Source organism: Klebsiella sp. WP8-S18-ESBL-06 (assembly GCF_014169755.1).
Taxonomy (GTDB): Bacteria; Pseudomonadota; Gammaproteobacteria; order Enterobacterales; family Enterobacteriaceae; genus Kluyvera; species Kluyvera ascorbata_B.
On record NZ_AP022256.1, the window covers coordinates 145,060 to 163,629 of the forward strand.

The window sequence follows — 18,570 nt, forward strand, 5'->3', positions numbered from 1 at the left end:
CGTGAGAAATATCTGATAAATCCGTGAGTTACACCTGTACATACTCTTCTCGCCAACCCAGATCACATAAATCAAGAAACGTAATTTGATAACGAGATATCGCAATTCACCTTGCTGAGCGGATGGTTTACAAAAGTGTAACCGGTATCAGCGTGCCGCGAACGGCAGCAATGGCGCGTACCTACAAATCAGAACACAGGCAATTAAGAGGACGAACCATGAAGATCAGTGATGGAAACTGGTTGACCCAGCCGGGTCTGAATTTAATTCATCCTGTTCAGGTGTTTGATGTTGAACAGCAAGGGAATGAAATGGTGGTCTACGTGGCGCCGCGCGACGTCCGCGAGCGCACGTGGCAGCTGGATACACCGATGTTTACCCTGCGTTTTTTCTCACCGCAAGAGGGCGTGGTGGGCGTACGCATCGAGCATTTCCAGGGCGTGCTGGATAACGGCCCGCACTACCCGCTGAACGTGCTGAAAGACGTGAAGGTACAGATGCAAAACACCGCCGGGTTTGCCGAGCTGAAAAGCGGCAACCTCAGCGTGCGCGTGACCAAAGGTGAGTTCTGGTCGCTAGATTTCCTGCGCAACGGCGTGCGGATCACCGGCAGCCAGCTGAAAAACAACGGCTATGTGCAGGACAGCAACGACAATCGCAACTACATGTTCGAGCGTCTGGATCTGGGCGTCGGCGAAACCGTGTATGGCCTGGGCGAGCGCTTTACCGCGCTGGTGCGCAACGGCCAGAACGTTGAAACCTGGAATAAAGACGGCGGCACCAGCACCGAACAGTCCTACAAAAACATCCCGTTCTACCTGACCAACCGCGGCTACGGCGTGCTGGTGAATCACCCGGAAAACGTCTCCTTTGAGGTTGGCTCAGAGAAGGTGTCCAAAGTGCAGTTCAGCGTCGAAGGCGAGTATCTGGAATACTTTGTCATCGACGGCCCAACCCCGAAAGAGGTGTTGAACCGCTATACCCAGTTCACCGGCCGCCCGGCGCTGCCGCCGGCGTGGTCTTTCGGCCTGTGGCTGACCACCTCGTTCACCACCAACTACGACGAAGCGACGGTCAACAGCTTTATCGATGGCATGGCCGAGCGCAACCTGCCGCTGCACGTCTTCCACTTTGACTGCTTCTGGATGAAGGCCTTCCAGTGGTGCGACTTCGAGTGGGACCCGGTGACCTTCCCGGACCCGAAAGGCATGATTCAGCGCCTGAAAGACAAAGGGCTGAAGGTCTGCGTGTGGATTAACCCGTATATTGGCCAGAAATCGCCAATATTCAAAGAGCTGAAAGAGAAAGGCTATCTGCTCAAGCGCCCGGACGGTTCCGTCTGGCAGTGGGACAAATGGCAGCCGGGGCTAGCGATTTATGACTTCACCAACCCGGAAGCCTGCCGGTGGTATGCCGACAAGCTGAAAGGCCTGGTGGCGATGGGCGTGGACTGCTTCAAGACCGACTTTGGCGAACGCATCCCGACCGACGTGCGCTGGTTCAACGACGCCGACCCGCAGAAAATGCACAACCACTATGCCTATATCTACAACGAACTGGTGTGGAACGTGCTCAAAGAGACCGTCGGTGTGGAAGAGGCTGTGCTGTTCGCCCGTTCCGCTTCCGTGGGCGCGCAACAGTTCCCGGTGCACTGGGGCGGCGACTGCTACGCCAACTACGAATCGATGGCGGAAAGCCTGCGCGGTGGCCTGTCGATTGGCCTGTCCGGTTTCGGTTTCTGGAGCCACGATATTGGCGGCTTCGAAAACACTGCCCCGGCGGATGTCTATAAACGCTGGTGCGCCTTCGGCCTGTTCTCCAGCCACAGCCGCCTGCACGGCAGCAAATCCTATCGTGTGCCGTGGGCGTATGACGAAGAGTCCTGCGATGTGGTGCGCTACTTTACCGAAATGAAGTGCCGCATGATGCCGTACCTGTATCGTCAGGCGGCGCTGGCCAACGAGCAGGGCACGCCAATGCTGCGTGCGATGATGCTGGAGTTCCCGGACGACCCGGCGTGCGATTACCTCGACCGCCAGTACATGCTCGGCGACTCGCTGGCGGTGGCGCCGGTGTTCTCGGAGGCGGGCGACGTGCAGTTCTACCTGCCGGAAGGCCGCTGGACGCACCTGTGGCACAACGACGAAGTGCAGGGCAGCCGCTGGCATAAACAGCAGCATGATTTTATGAGCCTGCCGGTCTATGTGCGCGACAACACCCTGCTGGCGCTGGGTAATAACAGCCAGGTGCCGAACTACGCATGGCATGAAGGCACCGCGTTCCAGCTGTTCCACCTTGAGGACGGGCATGAAGCGGTATGTGAAGTGCCTGCGGCCGATGGCACCGTGGTGTATACGCTGAGCGCGAGACGTCAGGGCAAGGTGATAACGGTGAAAGGCAACGGCAAAGCCAGCTGCTGGACGCTGTGCCTGCGCAATATCCAGCAGGTAGCGGGCGTGCAGGGCGGAAGCCCGGCGGGCAGCGAGCTGGGCGTGGTGGTGACCGCGCAGGGTAATGAGCTGGTGATTACGCTCTAAACCTTCCCTGTCGTTTCACACTCACCCTTTCCTGGCGTGGAGAGGGTGAGTTTTTCTCGTTTCATCACATATTCTCCCCATAGCATCAACAAAAGATACAGACTCATCGGCAATAAAAAACTCAGCCGTAAACTGGTTGCTTCGACAAGCCAGGCATGTGCCCATGGCAGCGCGGCGCCGCCAATTCCTGCCATGACCATGGTGCCAGCTAGCAGACTCGCGAGAGAGGGCCATCGGCTCAGCGCGTGACCGAAAATCATGGGGTAAATCACCGAGTTCGCCAGCCTCACCATCAGTAACGCAATCCCTCCTGCGGCGTTGTTCATCACTACGGCAAGTAAGAGCAATATAAAGCCACTCAAAGCGGCGGTGCGAAAGATGGCGGCATGACGTGACGGATGAGCAATAAAGCCAAACAGCAGACGACCCACCAGCGCCCCTCCCCAGTAGAAGGAGAGCAGTGACAGCGCGGTGTCCGCACTCCAGGCGCCTGTGGCAATAAGGTAGGGAGGCAGATTCGTGGCCAACGAAACCTCTGCCCCGACATAAAGGAAAATGGCCAGGATAGTCAACCGAATCTCCTTCACCTGCCACAGGCCGGAGACCGATGGCGTGCGGATATGATTGATGCGAACGTCCGGCAGTTTAAGCAGCATGGTGCCCGCCATCAGGGCGAGCGTGACAACCGCCAGTGCGCTAAACAGACCGCTTATCGGCTGTTGTTCTGGCGATAAGCGAAACAGTAGTGCGATCCCCGCCGGTGCCAGCGTGGTGCCGAGTGAGTTTACTGCTGAGGCCAGGCTAAGGTTACCAACCTGACGTGCCGGTGTGCTGAGCGCCGTCAGGTAAGGGTTGGCAACCACCTGGAGCATCGATACGCCAGAGGCAATCACAAACATGCCGAACAGCGCGCCGAAAAAGGTGGATTTCACCACCGCCTGCGCCAGGATCAGCGCCCCGGTGGCGCTCAGCAGCAGGGCTCCCTGTAAGACCCGGCGATAGCCCCATCGGGCCATCAGCCGTGCGCAGGGTAGGCACACGGCGAACGGCACAACGTAAAAAATCACCGTCACCAGGATTGCCTGCTGCCAGCTAACGGCAAAGTATTGGCTAAGGAAGGTGCGAACAAGTTCCTGATATGAGATCATCATATTCATCCGGAGCGCATCCCAGAGGGACATCATGAGCCATCAACTCACCTTCGCCGATAGTGAATTCAGCACTAAGCGCCGTCAGACCCGAAAAGAGATTTTCCTCTCCCGCATGGAGCATATTCTGCCATGGCAGAATATGACCGCTGTCATCGAGCCGTTTTATCCCAAGGCGGGCAATGGCCGACGGCCCTATCCGCTGGAGACCATGCTGCGTATTCACTGCATGCAGCATTGGTACAACCTGAGCGACGGTGCCATGGAAGATGCCCTGTACGAAATCGCCTCCATGCGCCTGTTTGCCCGATTATCCCTGGATAGCGCCCTGCCGGATCGCACCACCATCATGAATTTCCGCCACCTGCTCGAGCAGCATCAACTGGCCCGTCAATTGTTCAAGACCATCAATCGCTGGCTGGCCGAAGCAGGCGTCATGATGACCCAAGGCACTTTGGTGGATGCCACCATCATTGAGGCACCCAGCTCTACCAAGAACAAAGAGCAGCAACGCGATCCGGAGATGCATCAGACCAAGAAAGGCAATCAGTGGCACTTTGGCATGAAGGCCCACATTGGTGTCGATGCCAAGAGTGGCCTGACCCACAGCCTAGTCACCACCGCGGCCAACGAGCATGACCTCAATCAGCTGGGTAATCTGCTTCATGGAGAGGAGCAATTTGTCTCAGCCGATGCCGGCTACCAAGGAGCGCCACAGCGCGAGGAGCTGGCCGAGGTGGATGTGGACTGGCTGATCGCCGAGCGTCCCGGCAGGGTAAAAACCTTGAAGCAGCATCCGCGCAAGAACAAAACGGCCATCAACATCGAATACATGAAAGCCAGCATCCGTGCCAAGGTGGAGCACCCGTTTCGCATCATCAAGCGGCAGTTCGGCTTCGTGAAAGCCAGATACAAGGGGCTGCTGAAAAACGATAACCAACTGGCGATGTTATTCACCCTGGCCAACCTGTTTCGGGTGGACCAAATGATACGTCAGTGGGAGAGATCTCAGTAAAAACCGGAAATAACGCCAGAAATGGTGGAAAAAATAGCCTAAATAGGCTGATTCGATTGTTTGCGGGAAAAAAATCGGCCCAGATCCGCGAAATTTTAATCAGCGAGTCAGCTTGGGAAGAAATGACCTGCTTATTCGCACCTTCCCTAAAGAAAAGAATAATGGCGCTATTTATCGAGGTAATCATTCCCCATAAAAAAAAGACCATTGCTAATAGGGTAAAATGCCTGTTCATATTTATATCATTCCGAATGAGTGACCTGATACACAGACCGTAAGCGTGGTATCAGCTATGCTATTTTTATTTGACGTCGGAGTGGCTATGGAGCTGGAAAATATATTCCGTGATGTCTCCTTCAATAAAACGGAATTAACGGTACTGCGTTATATTCAGAACGATCCCCAACAGTGTTTGCGGGAGGGTATTCGTTCGGTCGCGGCTCGCTGCTACAGTAATCCATCTTCATTGGTCAGGTTATCCAAAAAACTTAATTTTAGCGGATGGCTTGAAATGGTTTATTTCATTAAGTTTAATATTACTTTGCCGCGGCTTGATGTGACCAATGATATCAACTTCATGCATATTCAGCCGCCAGAGCAACTGCCGCAGTTATTGCAGAATCTTCGCCAGCAGCGCATTCTTATTCATGGCAGCGGTTTTTCGCAGCTGATTGCCCAGTATATCTATAATAAATTCCTGGTAACGGGGGTGAATGCCAGCCTGGCGCTATGGCCAGATTATGAAATTCTGGAGCAAAAAGCAGCCACGAAATTTGATGCAATCTGGATTATTTCTAAATCGGGTCGCAGTAGTTCATCCTTAAGCTGGGTGAAAGCATTAGAAGGTAAGGATATCGATCTCGTCTGTTTCACCGGCGATTATCAAAGCCCATTATCTCAAGCGGCGAATACGTCATTTATTATTCATGATCCTCAGAAATATGATGATGATATTTACTGGAGCAATCCCTTTTTTGGGTACTGTATTTTGGGTTTTGAACGTCTGCTTAAACTGTGGTTCGATCAGGAACAGGGCAAGGGAACGGGCCGTTCCCTTGCCGGAGCGTGATTACTGCCAGCCTTCACATAAGGTGTCGCTGAGATAGTCGTTCACCAGCGTGGTAGCCAATGACCATGAACCGACCAGTGGATGCGCCATCAGGGCGCGGACGGCTAACTCTCTGTCGCGGTTGAGGATCGCCGCGACGGCCAGCCGCTCGTATTCTTTAACGCACGAAATCATATTCTTTTGTGCGTCTGGTACGTGATGCGGGGTGACCGGCTGCAGCCCGTTTTTGCTCAAATCGCAGCTGATTTCAATGACATCGTCTGGCTTCAGGAAGTCTAGCGTACCATTGTTGGACATTGACACCACGATGCGCTTGGTGGTTGTGCTGTTGACGGCATCCAGAATATCCAGCGCGACGCCAGCGTAGCCGCCGCTATCAGGTTCATCAATAAATTGCTGCAGCGTCAGCGCATCGCGCGTATTGAATTTCTCCTGCTGCGATTCGCTTTGCATGTAGCTGTTTTCGCGGCGCAGGTAATGCTTCATCCAGATATCAAAAGCCAGACCCGGGTTGGCTTTCACATCTACCGCTGCCAGCTCTTGACGCATATCGCGGTTGATACGGGCAATCTGCTCGCCACGCGTTTCCGACGCGTTTTGAATTGCGGCTAGCGCTACTTCGCGGTAGTAGTAGTAATAGAGGTATTCATTCAGTAGCTGGTTATCACACAGGCGCACTAATTCAGGAGAGAAGTATTGCATCGCCGTGTGCTCATAGAGTGCCGGAAGATTCACCAGGCGCTCCGTGACGTCTTCGCCTTTCACCGTGAAGTGAGTGAACCAGGAGAAGTGGTTGAGCCCGTAGCACTCGACCTGCAGATCTGCTTCATCACAGTTAAGAATGGTCGGCAGCTCGCGGATCAGTTCTGATGGCGCGTCGCAGATGCCGTAGACCTGGCGCTTAAAGCCTGATTTGATGATAGCTTCGGTGACCAGACCCGATGGGTTGGTGAAGTTAAACAGGATGGCATCTGGTGCGGCATGTTCTTCGATCAGCCGACAATAGCTGAGGATCGCCGGAATAGAACGTATGGCCATCGCGAAGCCGCCAGCGCCGGTAGTCTCTTGCCCCAGCGTGTTGTGCCGTAACGCAATACGTTCGTCGCGAATACGGCTGTCATCGCCACCCACGCGAAGGGTGGTAATCACATAGTTGGCGTCTTTCAGCGCCTCGACGGGATCGGTGGTCAGGGAGAAGTGAATGTCCGGACGCAGTGTATTAAAAACATAGCGCGCAATTTCACCAAAGATGGCCAGGTTTTCCGTTGAGTTATCGAGAAAAACGACCTCCTTTAAACCTATGCGATGTGCGTTCCATGCCAGAGATTTTGCCAGAAAAGCCGAGCGGACGCCGCCGCCACCTAAAACGGTTAATTTCATCTTATTTTCCTCAATTAATGCGTAGTGAGCCAGTTATCAACGTGCGTCCGAATTTGTCCTACTTTGACACCGTATATAACCTGTACTTCGTTTTTATTTCTTACTATTCCGTTGGCCCCCATGGTTTTTAATAGAGCCTCGTCGATCTTATCGAAATCATGAATCGCCACGCGAAGTCGGGTAAAACAATTATCTACTGAAATAATATTTTCTTTACCGCCAAGCCCCTGAATAATATGGTCTGTGGTGCTATTTCCCGTCTTGGCTGTGGCTTTTATTTTTTCGCGATATTCAGCTTTGCTATAAAGTTTGACGTCGTCATCGTCCTCACGTCCCGGCGTTTTAAGATTCAGTTTCAGGACCAGAGTACGGAATATCAGGTAATAGACCGCGAACTGACCACAGCCAATCAGGATGTAACCCGGCCAGCGCGTTAATGACGCGGGCAATGGCAGGTTATAGATAATAAATTCAATCAGCCCTGACGCTCCCCACGGTCTGACAGTGAAGATATCGCAGATGGCCTGCGAAGCGGCGGTCAGGGTAGCGTGAATGACCCACAGCAGCGGTGAGACAAACAAGAAGGTGAACTCAATCGGCTCTGTGATCCCGGTGAGCATCGAGGTAATGATGGCGGGTAGCAGAATGGCTTTCGCCAGCGCTTTTTTCTCCGGCTTCGCCGTGTGGTAAAAAGCCAGTGAGGCGCCCGCAAGGCCAAAGATGGTGGTCATTCCCTGCTGTGAAAAACGCAGTGCGTCGTTCATCACCGGAGTGAGGTCCGGGTGACGCATATAGGCGAGAAAAATGGCCTGGGTGCCGGAGACGGTTTGCCCATCGACGCTGAGCGTACCGCCAATCTGCGTCAGCTGGAACGGTGACCAGACGAAGTGGTGCAGACCGGTTGGAATCAGGAATTTCTCAAAGAAACCGTAAACGAAGACTCCGGCCACACCAGCATTTTTCATAAAGCCGGTAAGGGCGGCGATACCATGGGTCATGAACGGCCAAAACCAGGTAAAAGCAATGGCGTAAGCGATGACAACGGGCGTCATTGCGATAAGCGTGAGCTTTGCACCACCGTACATCGAGAGCGCGCCGGGCAGCTCAATGGCGGAGACCTTGTTGTGCACCCAGGCGATAGTACAGCCGAGAATAATCCCTAAAAATATCCCCATATCAACGACGACAAAACCCAGGAGCTGCGTTTGCCCGGTGCCGTAATATTCGCCGTTTATTTTCTCGGCAATCCCTCCGGTGAATTCCAGCCATGAGTGGTTAGCGCCAAGGAACATGATGAAGCACATCACTGAAACCAGTGCGACTTCGGTTTTTTTATCTTTTGCCAGACCATAGCTAATGCCCACGCAGAATAACAAACCCAAATTGCCGAATAAGGGCCAGAAAGTATCCCCTAATAGTTGGCCAATTTGGTGAAGAAAACCGGTTTCTGAAAAGTTTCTGAAAATAAAGTCGGGTTAGTCAGAACTGAACTTAAAGCCAGGATCAAACCGATAACAGGAAGAAATAATACTGCTCCTATCATCGCTCTGGAGAATTTTTGCATATTCTCCAGAACACGTTGGCGTATTCCAGACATAATAGAGGTTCCTTAAATGTAGGGCGTTTTTAATTATTGATATGCACTTCCAGTGAGTGAGTTATAGCAAGGATGGATGACGTGCGGAACCTGTTGCGAAGAATAGGCACAAACTGGCAGGAAATGAAAACAGGTTTCGGAGGGAGAACCCTCTCCCCATTGGGGAGAGGGTACCGTTTGGTGCTGTTTAGAAGTCGTATTGCAGCGTTAAGCGGTTCTGCCAGAAATCCTTCTCATACAGCGGCGACGTCTGCACGCCGACGAAATCGTTCAGGCTCAGCCCTTTCAGCGCGCCCTGGAAATTCCAGATAAAGTACATCACGTACTCGGACTGGCGCAGGCTGCCGGAATTCACCGTTGGCGTCAGATCCATCCAGGAGTAGCGTGCGCCCAGCGTCAGGTTGTCGTTCGCATTCCAGTTCACGTTGGTGGCATAGGCATCGCCGCTGCCCAGGTCCTGGGTGCTGGTGAAGTACGGCTGTGCAAAGTACGGACCGGATGAACTGTTGTGGGCATAGGGCGTCACCAGCGAGCCGTTACCATAGCTGTCACCGCTGGCGGCAATGTGGTTATAACCCGCCGCCCAGGAGAGTGAAGGCGTAAAGTTCAGCGACAGCTGCGCACCGTAAGAATGGTTGTCTACTTCGCCCGCCAGCGCTTTGCCTTCGCTGGTGCCGCGAATGTATTGCAGCGCCACGTCCGGCGTAAACAGCGCCTGCTGCCACTGGAGGTGGCCTTCGGTGTAGAAGATGTTGGAGAAGTCGGCGTAGCTTTCGTACCACATCTGGCCGGTCAGCTTTTTGTCATCCCACATCAGGTGACGGCCCGCGCCGACGGTCCACATGCCGTTGGTTTCTTCGGTCACGTCGCTGTAGGCGGTGGTGCGCTGAACCTGGTCGCTCCCCCAGCCCTTGTAACGCCAGATTTTGGTGGCGCGCAGGAAGTCGTCGCCGCTACCGTACTGCATATCCAGCGCCTGATAGAGAATTGGCGTGATGCGCCAGTCGTAATCGCCGACAAACGGCAAATCCAGGCGCTGGTTGCCGCCGGTGAGACGAAAATCACCGTAGCGCCAGTTGAGGTAGGCTTCACCGATGTTGGTCTGGTTGTCGCCGATATCGCTGATGACGCGATCTTCCGGCGGGTGGTCGATCCCTCGCAGGAACAGGCCGCTAACGCCAACGTTGAAGCCATACAGCGGGGCCGTTTCATACTTCACGAAGCCGCCGTAGCTCACGGTGTCCTGGTTAAACCCTTTGGCGAAGTACGCATTGTGGGTGGTGTAATACAGCGCACGAACGCTGCCGCTGACTTTACCGCAGCTGAATGCGTCGCTCAGGCTGCTGACGTTGCCTTCGGCATCAAAACAGGCGCTGTCGGGCTTAAAGGAGAGGGCGGCTTCTGCGCTGGCGGGAAGCGCCGGTGCGGCAAGTGCGGCCAGGGCGGTGAGACCACCGGCGAATCGTGATGGTTTGACGGCACCTGCTGCCCGATACGTCTTCATGCTAATACCTTGTCTACAGAGATAAAAAAAGAAAAGTGCGCGTGCGCCGCGGGTTGGTAGACGCGGCGGCAGCGTGCAGGGCTGCGATTATCGTCATCGGGATAGTTGTGATCCAGACCCAAAAGCAAACGTTTGCTTTTCTGTGTTGGCGGTTGACACTGGATTCGTGATTGATGTTGGTTTAACCACGATAAGGGCGATTAAAATAAAGAGGAAAGTGCTATCTATGTGGCTTATTAGCGAAAGATAGCACTGATTGCCGCGCTAGCGCTAAACCGCACTGATTGGATAGTCAATCGTGCAGGGTGGGGACGTTTCCGCTCCCTTAGGTTATGGCGTAACCGGCGCGCCGGCAGCGACCGAAACCACGCCACCCTGCATCTGCTGGGTAACTTCCTGCTTCGCCATATTCACCGCATGCAGCTTTGCGTTCACCGTGGGTTTCAGCGGCGCGTCCGCCTGTACGCTGCCGCTGGCGGTAAGCTGAATATTGCCATCGCCGTCGATAGGCAGCGCAGGCCACCCCCACTGCTGGAGAATATTCAGCGGTACGCCGCGGCCGTTGAGCGTGATACTTGTCTGGCGCTGCGGCTGCTGTGATACCGTGGCGGTGGCTTCCAGAATCCCTTTCTCGGTAAAGGCGCTCAGTTCGCTGATATTCACGTTCGACGCATCGGCGTTCAGCGTCATTGACGGGCGACGCACGTCAATGCGGTTGAAGGTTGCCGCCGCGCCGTTGAGCGTTGCGCTACCGCCCCATACGCCCCACCGGTGGCCCTTCACCAGCTGCAGATTGGCGCCGTAGCCGTCTAACGCGGTCACCTGCCATGGAAAGTCAGGGTCGATATCAATCACCAGGTTGCGGCTGGCGCCAAATTTTTTCAGCGTGACGCTCTCCAGCCACGGCGGCAGCTGTTCCATCCACAGCGTTTTCCAGTTTTCCGGCAGCGTGTACTCCAGCCCGGCGAACACCGCGTCATCCAGCACCAGCGCATTGGCGTTACGGTACCAGTGGCCAGCGCTGCGCACCATGCCGCCCTCCCAGCGTGAGGTAAACTGGCGCAGGTCAATGCCCTGCGGCGAGAATTCGGCGTTGAGGATCGGGTCGAACAGGTGCAGCGAGCCGTAAATGAATTCGCTGGCGTTGAGTGAGATTTTACCGTCGGTGCTCTGCCAGCTGCCCTGGCTGAGCGTCAGGTTGCGCAGGTTCAGGTCGAGGTCGGTCACCGCCCAGTCTGGCCCCTGCAGGCGGGCATCGGTGATGTCGAGGCGGCCAATCTGTAGCGATGGCACGGTGGCCAGGGGAGCAAGGAAGTCGCGCAGCGGTTTATCGCTTTGCATGCGGATGTCGTTGAGGCGCAGATTGTCCACGACCCAGCTGCCGTCGGCGCTACGGCGGGCGTTGCCGGTGAGTGAACCGCGCGCAATATCCGCGCCGACGGTGGTCAGGGTGACTTCGCCGCCGTTAATCTCGCCTTCAATCAGTACCTGGGTGGCGGGCACGCCGTTCAGCGATAGCGAACCGGCGCTCATTTGAATCCGCGCTTTTTTCCCCAGCACGTTACCCGCTTCTGGCGCCCACGGCATCACGCCGCCCGAAACGCGCTGTGCGCTGAGCGCCCAGCCGGTTTCCGGGCTGTTTAGCGCCATATTACTGAGCTGTAGGCGATCGGCGGCAAACGGCAGCGGCGCGGCGGCGGGCGACAGGTTCAGCGTACCGTCCTGTAACAGAATGGTGTCGACGTGCAGCGGATCGGTAATCTGCCGTGAGCTCAGGCCAATATCCACGCTTTTCGCGACCAGCGTGGCGGGTTTACCGTCGCGGCCAAAGGTGACGTTTTGCAGCAGGATGTGCGAAGGGGAGGAGAAGCGGTGATCCATGGCGTCGAACGTCACCTGCCATGCCGTGTTGTCGCTTAGCCACTGGCTGATATGGCGCGCGCCCCAGCGCGTTTGCAGCAGAAAGTAGAAGGCCAGAATCACCAGCAGCAGGGCGATAAGCAGCCAGATAATGAGCTTTCCAAGAAATTTCATGATCTTCCGTCCTGAGAAGGGCACATAAACCTGTTATGCATGATTTATGCGCAATCCTCAAGGCGGGAATCGTATTATTCGATGTCGGCGGCAGTGGGCGTTGCCACTGCCGCGCAGAGGGTTACTCTTTTTCGGCCGGGAAGATCAGGTTCAGGATAATAGCGGTGATACCGCCGGCTGCGATGCCGGAAGAAAGCAGGTTTTTCAGCCAGTCCGGGGCGAACTGCAGGATCTGCGGCTGCTGAGAAACGCCCAGACCCACGGCCAGCGACAGCGCAATAATCAGGATGGCGCGGCGGTTCAGCGGTTCGCGCGAGACAATGCGCACGCCCGACGCGGCGATCGTGCCGAACATCACCAGCGTTGCCCCGCCGAGTACCGGTTCCGGAATGTGCTGCACAAAGCCGCTGACCGCCGGGAACAGGCCGAGGACGATCAGCATCAGCGCCACCACGAAGCCCACATAGCGGCTGGCGACGCCGGTTAGCTGAATCACACCGTTATTCTGGCCAAAGCAGGAGTTCGGGAAGGTATTGAACACCGCAGAGACGCAGGAATTGAGGCCGTTTGCCAGCACGCCGCCCTTCAGGCGTTTCATATAGACCGGGCCTGAGACCGGCTGCTCGGAAACGTCAGAGGTGGCGGTAATGTCGCCGATAGTTTCCAGCGAGGTGATCATAAACACCAGCATCAGCGGCAGCAGCAGGTTCCAGTCGATGCCTAAGCCATAGTACAACGGCGTCGGTACCATAATCAGGCTGGTGTTCGACGGCGTGGTGTTTTCCGGCAGCATGCCGAGGAACCATGCCAGCAGGTAGCCCGCCGCCATGGCGATGACCAGTGAGGCGATGCGCAGGTACGGGTTACGCTGACGGTTAAGCAGAATAATCATGCCCAGCACCACGCCCGCCAGCAGCAGGTTTTTCGGCGCGCCGAAGGTATTGTTGGCCATCGCCGCGTAGCCGCCGCCGATGGAGGTCAGGCCGACCTGAATCAGCGACAGGCCGATAATCATTACCACCACGCCGGAGACCAGCGGCGTAATCACGCGACGTGCCAGATGCAGTACGCGAGATAACACCATCTCTGTACAGCTGGCCAGCATCAGGGTACCGAACAGCGCTGCCATCATGGTTGGTACGTCCGCACCGCCGGTTTTCAGCGCCGTGCCGCCCATAATCAGCGGCGCCACGAAGTTGAAGCTGGTGCCCTGAATCGACAGCAGACCGGAACCCACCGGGCCCCAGGCTTTAATCTGAATGATAGATGCCACACCGGAAGCGAATAACGACATGCTGATAATGTGCTGGGTATCCTGAGCCGGGAGGCCGAGAGCCTGGCAGATCAGCAGCGCTGGGGTGATCACCGCCACAAACATCGCCAGCAGGTGCTGGAGCGCGGCAAACAGGGTTTGCGGAAGCGGCGGACGGTCTTCCAGGCGGTAAATCAGTTCGCTGGTTTGCTTATGCGCAATCGGTTGCGCATTGGCTTGATCGAGTGTGTTAGAGGACATCTCAGAGGCTATCTCGTGGTGGAAAAGTGGCGATTTTAGCCGACTGGTTGGTAAAAGCAAACGGTTGCATTCAGTAACCATGAAAAATTGCGGAAAATAGGCGGACAAAAAGCAGGGCTTAATCGGGTCGCTTAACGAAAATGAGGACAAATCGTACCTTTTTCTATCACTTTCGCGCTTTTCGAGCTTAAACTTTGGGCCGACGTCTCATGAGGAGGCGATCTCGACATCGGAAATTGGTCGCGTATGAATGGATCATGCGTTTAGTAAGGAGCTGTAATTATGTTTCATCTCGATACCTTATCGACGCTCGTTGCCGCAACGCTGGTGTTGCTGCTCGGACGCAAGCTGGTCCAGAGTGTCCCCCTTCTCAAAAAATACACTATCCCCGAGCCCGTTGCGGGCGGCCTGCTGGTCGCGCTCGCGCTGCTGGTATTAAAGCAGAGTATCGGCTGGGAGATTGACTTCGACATGAGCCTGAAGGACCCGCTTATGCTGGCGTTCTTCGCCACCATTGGCCTGAATGCTAATATCGCCAGCCTGCGCGCGGGCGGCAAAGTGCTGGGTACGTTCCTGATAGTGGTGGTCGGGCTGCTGCTGCTGCAAAACGCGCTGGGCATCGGTATGGCGAAGCTGCTGGGGCTGGACCCGCTGATGGGTCTGCTGGCCGGTTCTATTACTCTCTCCGGCGGTCATGGTACCGGCGCGGCGTGGAGTAAACTGTTTATCGAGCGCTACGGGTTTGCCAATGCTACCGAAGTGGCGATGGCCTGTGCCACGTTTGGTCTGGTGCTCGGCGGCCTGATTGGCGGCCCGGTGGCGCGTTATCTGGTGAAGCATTCGTCGTCGCCGAATGGAACGCCGGATGACCAGGCCGTACCGACGGCGTTTGAAAAACCGGACGTCGGGCGCAGCATTACCTCGCTGGTGCTGATTGAAACGATCGCCATGATCGCCATTTGTCTGACGGCAGGTAAAGTCATTGCGCAACTGCTGGCAGGCACGGCGCTGGAGCTGCCAACCTTCGTCTGCGTGCTGTTTGTGGGGGTGATCCTCAGCAACGGAATGGCGCTTCTGGGCTTTTATCGCGTGTTTGAACGCGCGGTTTCGGTGATGGGCAATGTGAGCCTGTCGCTGTTTCTGGCGATGGCGCTGATGAGCCTGAAGCTGTGGGAGCTGGCGTCGCTGGCGCTGCCGATGCTGGTGATTCTGGCCACGCAGGCAATGGCAATGGGGCTGTACGCCATTTTCGTGACCTACCGGATGATGGGCAAAAACTACGATGCGGCGGTGCTGGCCGCGGGGCACTGTGGTTTTGGTTTAGGCGCGACGCCTACGGCGATTGCCAATATGCAGGCTATTACCGAGCGTTTTGGACCGTCGCATACGGCGTTCCTGGTGGTGCCGATGGTCGGCGCGTTCTTTATTGATATCGTCAATGCCCTGGTGATTAAGCTGTATTTGATGCTGCCGATGTTTGCTTAATGTGAAAATGCCGGAGGTCGGCTCCGGCATTTTTTTGCCTGATGGCGCTTCGCTTATCAGGCCTACATACCTCTGCACGTTGTCTTATTCTTCGTGCTCTTCCCACGCCAGCGCGCGTTTCACCGCTTTTTTCCAGCCGCTGTAGCGGAAGTTACGCTCGGTTGTCTCAATGCCCGGGCGGAATTCGCGCTCAATGACCGCTTTCTCCTGCAGCTCATCCAGATTCTGCCAGAAGCCGACCGCCAGGCCAGCAAGGTAGGCCGCGCCCAGCGCCGTGACTTCACGGACTTCCGGGCGTTCTACGCGGGTGCCCAGAATGTCGGACTGGAACTGTATCAGGAAGTTGTTGGCAACCGCACCGCCGTCGACGCGCAGGGCGTGCAGACGAATGCCGGAGTCGGCCTGCATTGCCTCCAGCACGTCACGCGTCTGGTAGGCGATAGACTCCAGCGTCGCGCGGATAATGTGATTCGAGTTCACGCCGCGGGTCAGACCGAAGATGGCACCGCGAGCGTACGGGTCCCAGTACGGTGCGCCGAGGCCGGTAAACGCCGGTACCACGTACACGCCGTTGGTGTCCTTCACTTTGGTGGCGAAGTATTCGGAGTCGAAGGCGTCGCTAATCAGCTTCATCTCGTCGCGCAGCCACTGAATAGAAGCGCCAGCCATAAACACCGCACCTTCCAGCGCGTAGTTCACCTCACCGCGCGGGCCGCAGGCGATGGTGGTTAGCAGGCCGTGGCTGGAAGCCACCGCTTTTTCACCGGTGTTCATCAGCATAAAGCAGCCGGTGCCGTAGGTGTTTTTCGCCATCCCTTCCTTCACGCACAGCTGGCCGAACAGCGCCGCCTGCTGGTCACCGGCAATCCCGGCGATAGGAATACGGGTACCGCCTTTGCCGCCGATGTTGGTCTGGCCGTACACTTCGGATGACTTGCGCACTTCCGGCAGCATGGCGCGCGGAATATCCAGCGCGTCCAGCATTTTGTCATCCCACTCAAGGGTGTTGATGTTGAACAGCATGGTGCGCGAAGCGTTGGTGTAATCGGTAACGTGCACGCGGCCCTGGGTCATTTTCCAGATAAGCCAGGTGTCGACGGTGCCGAACAACAGTTCGCCGCGTCTTGCGCGCTCGCGGGAGCCTTCAACGTGGTCGAGGATCCACTTCACTTTGGTTCCGGAGAAGTACGGGTCGACCACCAGGCCGGTGGCGCTACGCACGTACTCTTCCATACCGTCGCGCTTGAGCTGCTCGCAGATATCCGCCGTACGGCGGCACTGCCAGACGATGGCGTTGTAAATCGGCTTACCGGTTTCGCGTTCCCACACGACGGTCGTTTCACGCTGGTTGGTAATACCGATAGCGGCAATCTGGTCAGAGCTAATGTCGGCTTTTGCCAGCACTTCGACGAGCGTGGAGCTCTGGGTCGCCCAAATCTCCATAGGGTCATGCTCAACCCAGCCTGGCTTTGGATAAATTTGTTCAAATTCGCGCTGTGAAACACTGATGATATTGGCGTCATGATCCATAACGACGGCGCGGGAGCTGGTGGTGCCCTGGTCGAGCGCAACGATATATTTTTTGTCAGTCATAATGAACGTTCCGTAGTCAGATTACAGCGAAGCATTGTGTTGATTCTGGCTGGAGGCCGCTTTCGGCTCTTCAACCTCGCAGGTGTCGCAGGGCAGGTGACGGCCAATCAGCTTGCGGTAGCTGAATGCGCCCAGCGCCGCGCCCACGATTGGCGCACACAGCGGCACCAGGAAATACGGGATATCTTTGCCGCCGGTGAAGGCGACGTCGCCCCAGCCTGCCAGCCAGGCGAAGGCTTTTGGCCCAATGTCACGCGCCGGGTTCATCGCAAAGCCGGTCAACGGGCCCATGGAGGCGCCGATAACTGCAATCAGCAGGCCAATCAGCAGCGGTGCCAGCGGCCCACGCGGAATACCGTTGCCATCGTCGGTCAGCGCCAGGATAACGCCCATCAGGATAGCGGTAATCACCATTTCTACCGCGAATGCCTGCACAAAATTGATATGCGGGTTTGGATAGGTGGAGAAAATACCCGCCAGCTCAAGGCTTTCTACGCTGCCGCGCACCATATTGTGCGTGTGTTCGAAGTCGATGAAAAGGTTGTAGTACAGACCGTAGACCAGCGCGGCGGCGCAGAAGGCGCCAGCAAACTGGGCAACGATAAACGGCACGACTTTGCGGCCGTCGAAGCAGGCGAACAGCCACAGGGCAATGGTCACTGCCGGATTAAGATGCGCGCCGGAAACCCCAGCGGTCAGGTAGATGGCCATCGCCACGCCCAGACCCCAGATGATACTGATTTCCCACTGGCCGAAGCTCGCACCGGCGACCTTCAGCGCAGCAACACATCCCACGCCGAAAAATATCAACAATCCGGTACCGAGAAACTCTGCGATGCACTGGCCTTTTAAGGTTGATGTCTGGCTCATAATCGGAATCCTGAAGACTAATTGATGATTATTGTGTGCATAAGCGTTCGCGACGCTCATGTTGCCTTGTAGGCATAGTGTTAATTTATCGTTAGCGAGCGTAAACGAGAAATATCGAAATTGAAATGTGTGTGTCACGTCAAGAAATGAGCGTTTTCGCGCCAAAAAACGCACAGTTTTGGAACGAAAAGTGTGAGGAAGGGAACATTTCGCTTGTTAAACAGTAAACAATTTAATGAGTATTGATGTCTATGCTCCAGGTCTAGACCGAAAATTGCGGAGAACCGCAATCTACAGGCTCTGGCGCTGGACAGGGGCTACTGGGCTTCATACAATCGACCACAAGCCGTGCGCTTATTTACGTTAAGGCGTCACCGGGGTTCCGGGACGATATCAACGCCTTGCAAGATCAGGAGAGGTATGACGATGTCATTAGAAGTGTTTGAGAAACTGGAAGCGAAAGTTCAGCAGGCGATTGATACCATCACGCTGTTGCAGATGGAAATCGAAGAGCTGAAAGAAAAGAACAACACGCTGGCGCAGGATGTACAGGCTGCACAGCATAGCCGTGAAGAGCTGGAACGTGAAAACAACCAGCTGAAAGAACAGCAGAGCGGCTGGCAGGATCGTCTGCAGGCGCTGCTGGGCCGCATGGAAGAAGTCTGATTCCACCTCTCCCCGGGCGGTTGCTAACTTCCTGGGGAAGCTTTTCCCTTCTGATTTTCCCCCGCTGAGTGATTTCGCGCATCCGCGCTGAGTCCGCTTTCATATATTTCAAAACTGCATAATCAATCTTTTTTTATTCTTTAATCATTGGTTAGATTT

Annotated in this window: 12 protein-coding genes and 1 pseudogene; 5 read left to right on the top strand and 8 right to left on the bottom strand. The window is 55.7% G+C overall.

Annotated elements, in window-relative coordinates; all coding sequences use genetic code 11:
* Window positions 1-218: 218 nt before the first annotated feature.
* Entirely contained in the window at window positions 219-2,537 is a 2,319-nt protein-coding gene (yicI, locus tag H7R76_RS00725) for an alpha-xylosidase (protein WP_182966725.1), read from the top strand.
* Here yicI and H7R76_RS00730 read toward each other — a convergent pair.
* Window positions 2,534-3,688, bottom strand: a complete 1,155-nt coding sequence (locus H7R76_RS00730) for an MFS transporter (protein ID WP_182966727.1) — start codon at window positions 3,686-3,688, stop codon at window positions 2,534-2,536. The two genes, yicI and H7R76_RS00730, sit on opposite strands and share 4 nt — an antisense overlap.
* Window positions 3,689-3,719: 31 nt before the next feature.
* Here H7R76_RS00730 and H7R76_RS00735 point away from each other — a divergent pair, with 31 nt between their 5' ends.
* Both H7R76_RS00735 and H7R76_RS00740 read left to right on the top strand, forming a co-directional pair.
* Complete coding sequence (locus H7R76_RS00735) at window positions 3,720-4,700, top strand: IS5-like element ISKpn26 family transposase (protein ID WP_068815383.1); 981 nt, start codon at window positions 3,720-3,722, stop codon at window positions 4,698-4,700.
* A 322-nt stretch (window positions 4,701-5,022) separates the two neighbouring features.
* Complete coding sequence (locus H7R76_RS00740; protein ID WP_182966730.1) at window positions 5,023-5,769, top strand: MurR/RpiR family transcriptional regulator; 747 nt, start codon at window positions 5,023-5,025, stop codon at window positions 5,767-5,769.
* On the opposite strand, the gene H7R76_RS00745 is transcribed toward H7R76_RS00740, so the two are convergent.
* The 5 genes and pseudogenes from H7R76_RS00745 to H7R76_RS00765 all read right to left on the bottom strand — a co-directional run bounded on the left by H7R76_RS00745 (window position 5,770) and on the right by H7R76_RS00765 (window position 13,797).
* Complete coding sequence (locus tag H7R76_RS00745; RefSeq protein ID WP_182966732.1) at window positions 5,770-7,149, bottom strand: family 4 glycosyl hydrolase; 1,380 nt, start codon at window positions 7,147-7,149, stop codon at window positions 5,770-5,772.
* Between the two features lie 14 nt (window positions 7,150-7,163).
* A pseudogene (locus H7R76_RS00750) lies at window positions 7,164-8,746 on the bottom strand (PTS transporter subunit EIIC).
* 187 nt (window positions 8,747-8,933) lie between these two features.
* Window positions 8,934-10,250: an OprD family outer membrane porin gene (locus H7R76_RS00755; protein ID WP_182966734.1), complete on the bottom strand. Its 1,317-nt coding sequence runs from the start codon at window positions 10,248-10,250 to the stop codon at window positions 8,934-8,936.
* 330 nt (window positions 10,251-10,580) lie between these two features.
* The gene (locus tag H7R76_RS00760; protein WP_182966736.1) at window positions 10,581-12,284 is read right to left on the bottom strand and encodes an AsmA family protein; all 1,704 of its coding nucleotides are present in this window, start codon (window positions 12,282-12,284) and stop codon (window positions 10,581-10,583) included.
* Between the two features lie 121 nt (window positions 12,285-12,405).
* Window positions 12,406-13,797, bottom strand: coding sequence for a nucleobase:cation symporter-2 family protein (locus tag H7R76_RS00765; RefSeq protein WP_106924931.1), 1,392 nt, complete (start codon window positions 13,795-13,797; stop codon window positions 12,406-12,408).
* Between the two features lie 282 nt (window positions 13,798-14,079).
* Between H7R76_RS00765 and gltS the strand changes: the two genes are divergently transcribed.
* Entirely contained in the window at window positions 14,080-15,282 is a 1,203-nt protein-coding gene (gltS, locus tag H7R76_RS00770; RefSeq protein ID WP_106924932.1) for a sodium/glutamate symporter, read from the top strand.
* Between the two features lie 84 nt (window positions 15,283-15,366).
* On the opposite strand, the gene glpK is transcribed toward gltS, so the two are convergent.
* Both glpK and H7R76_RS00780 read right to left on the bottom strand, forming a co-directional pair.
* Entirely contained in the window at window positions 15,367-16,875 is a 1,509-nt protein-coding gene (gene glpK / locus H7R76_RS00775) for a glycerol kinase GlpK (RefSeq protein WP_182966739.1), read from the bottom strand.
* Window positions 16,876-16,896: 21 nt separating this feature from the next.
* Window positions 16,897-17,745 carry an MIP/aquaporin family protein gene (locus H7R76_RS00780; RefSeq protein ID WP_106924934.1) on the bottom strand — a complete coding sequence of 283 codons (849 nt, stop codon included), beginning with the start codon at window positions 17,743-17,745 and terminating at the stop codon, window positions 16,897-16,899.
* 420 nt (window positions 17,746-18,165) lie between these two features.
* On the opposite strand from H7R76_RS00780, the gene zapB reads away from it, so the two are divergent.
* Complete coding sequence (zapB, locus tag H7R76_RS00785; protein WP_106924935.1) at window positions 18,166-18,411, top strand: septal ring assembly protein ZapB; 246 nt, start codon at window positions 18,166-18,168, stop codon at window positions 18,409-18,411.
* The last annotated feature ends 159 nt before the right edge of the window (window positions 18,412-18,570 follow it).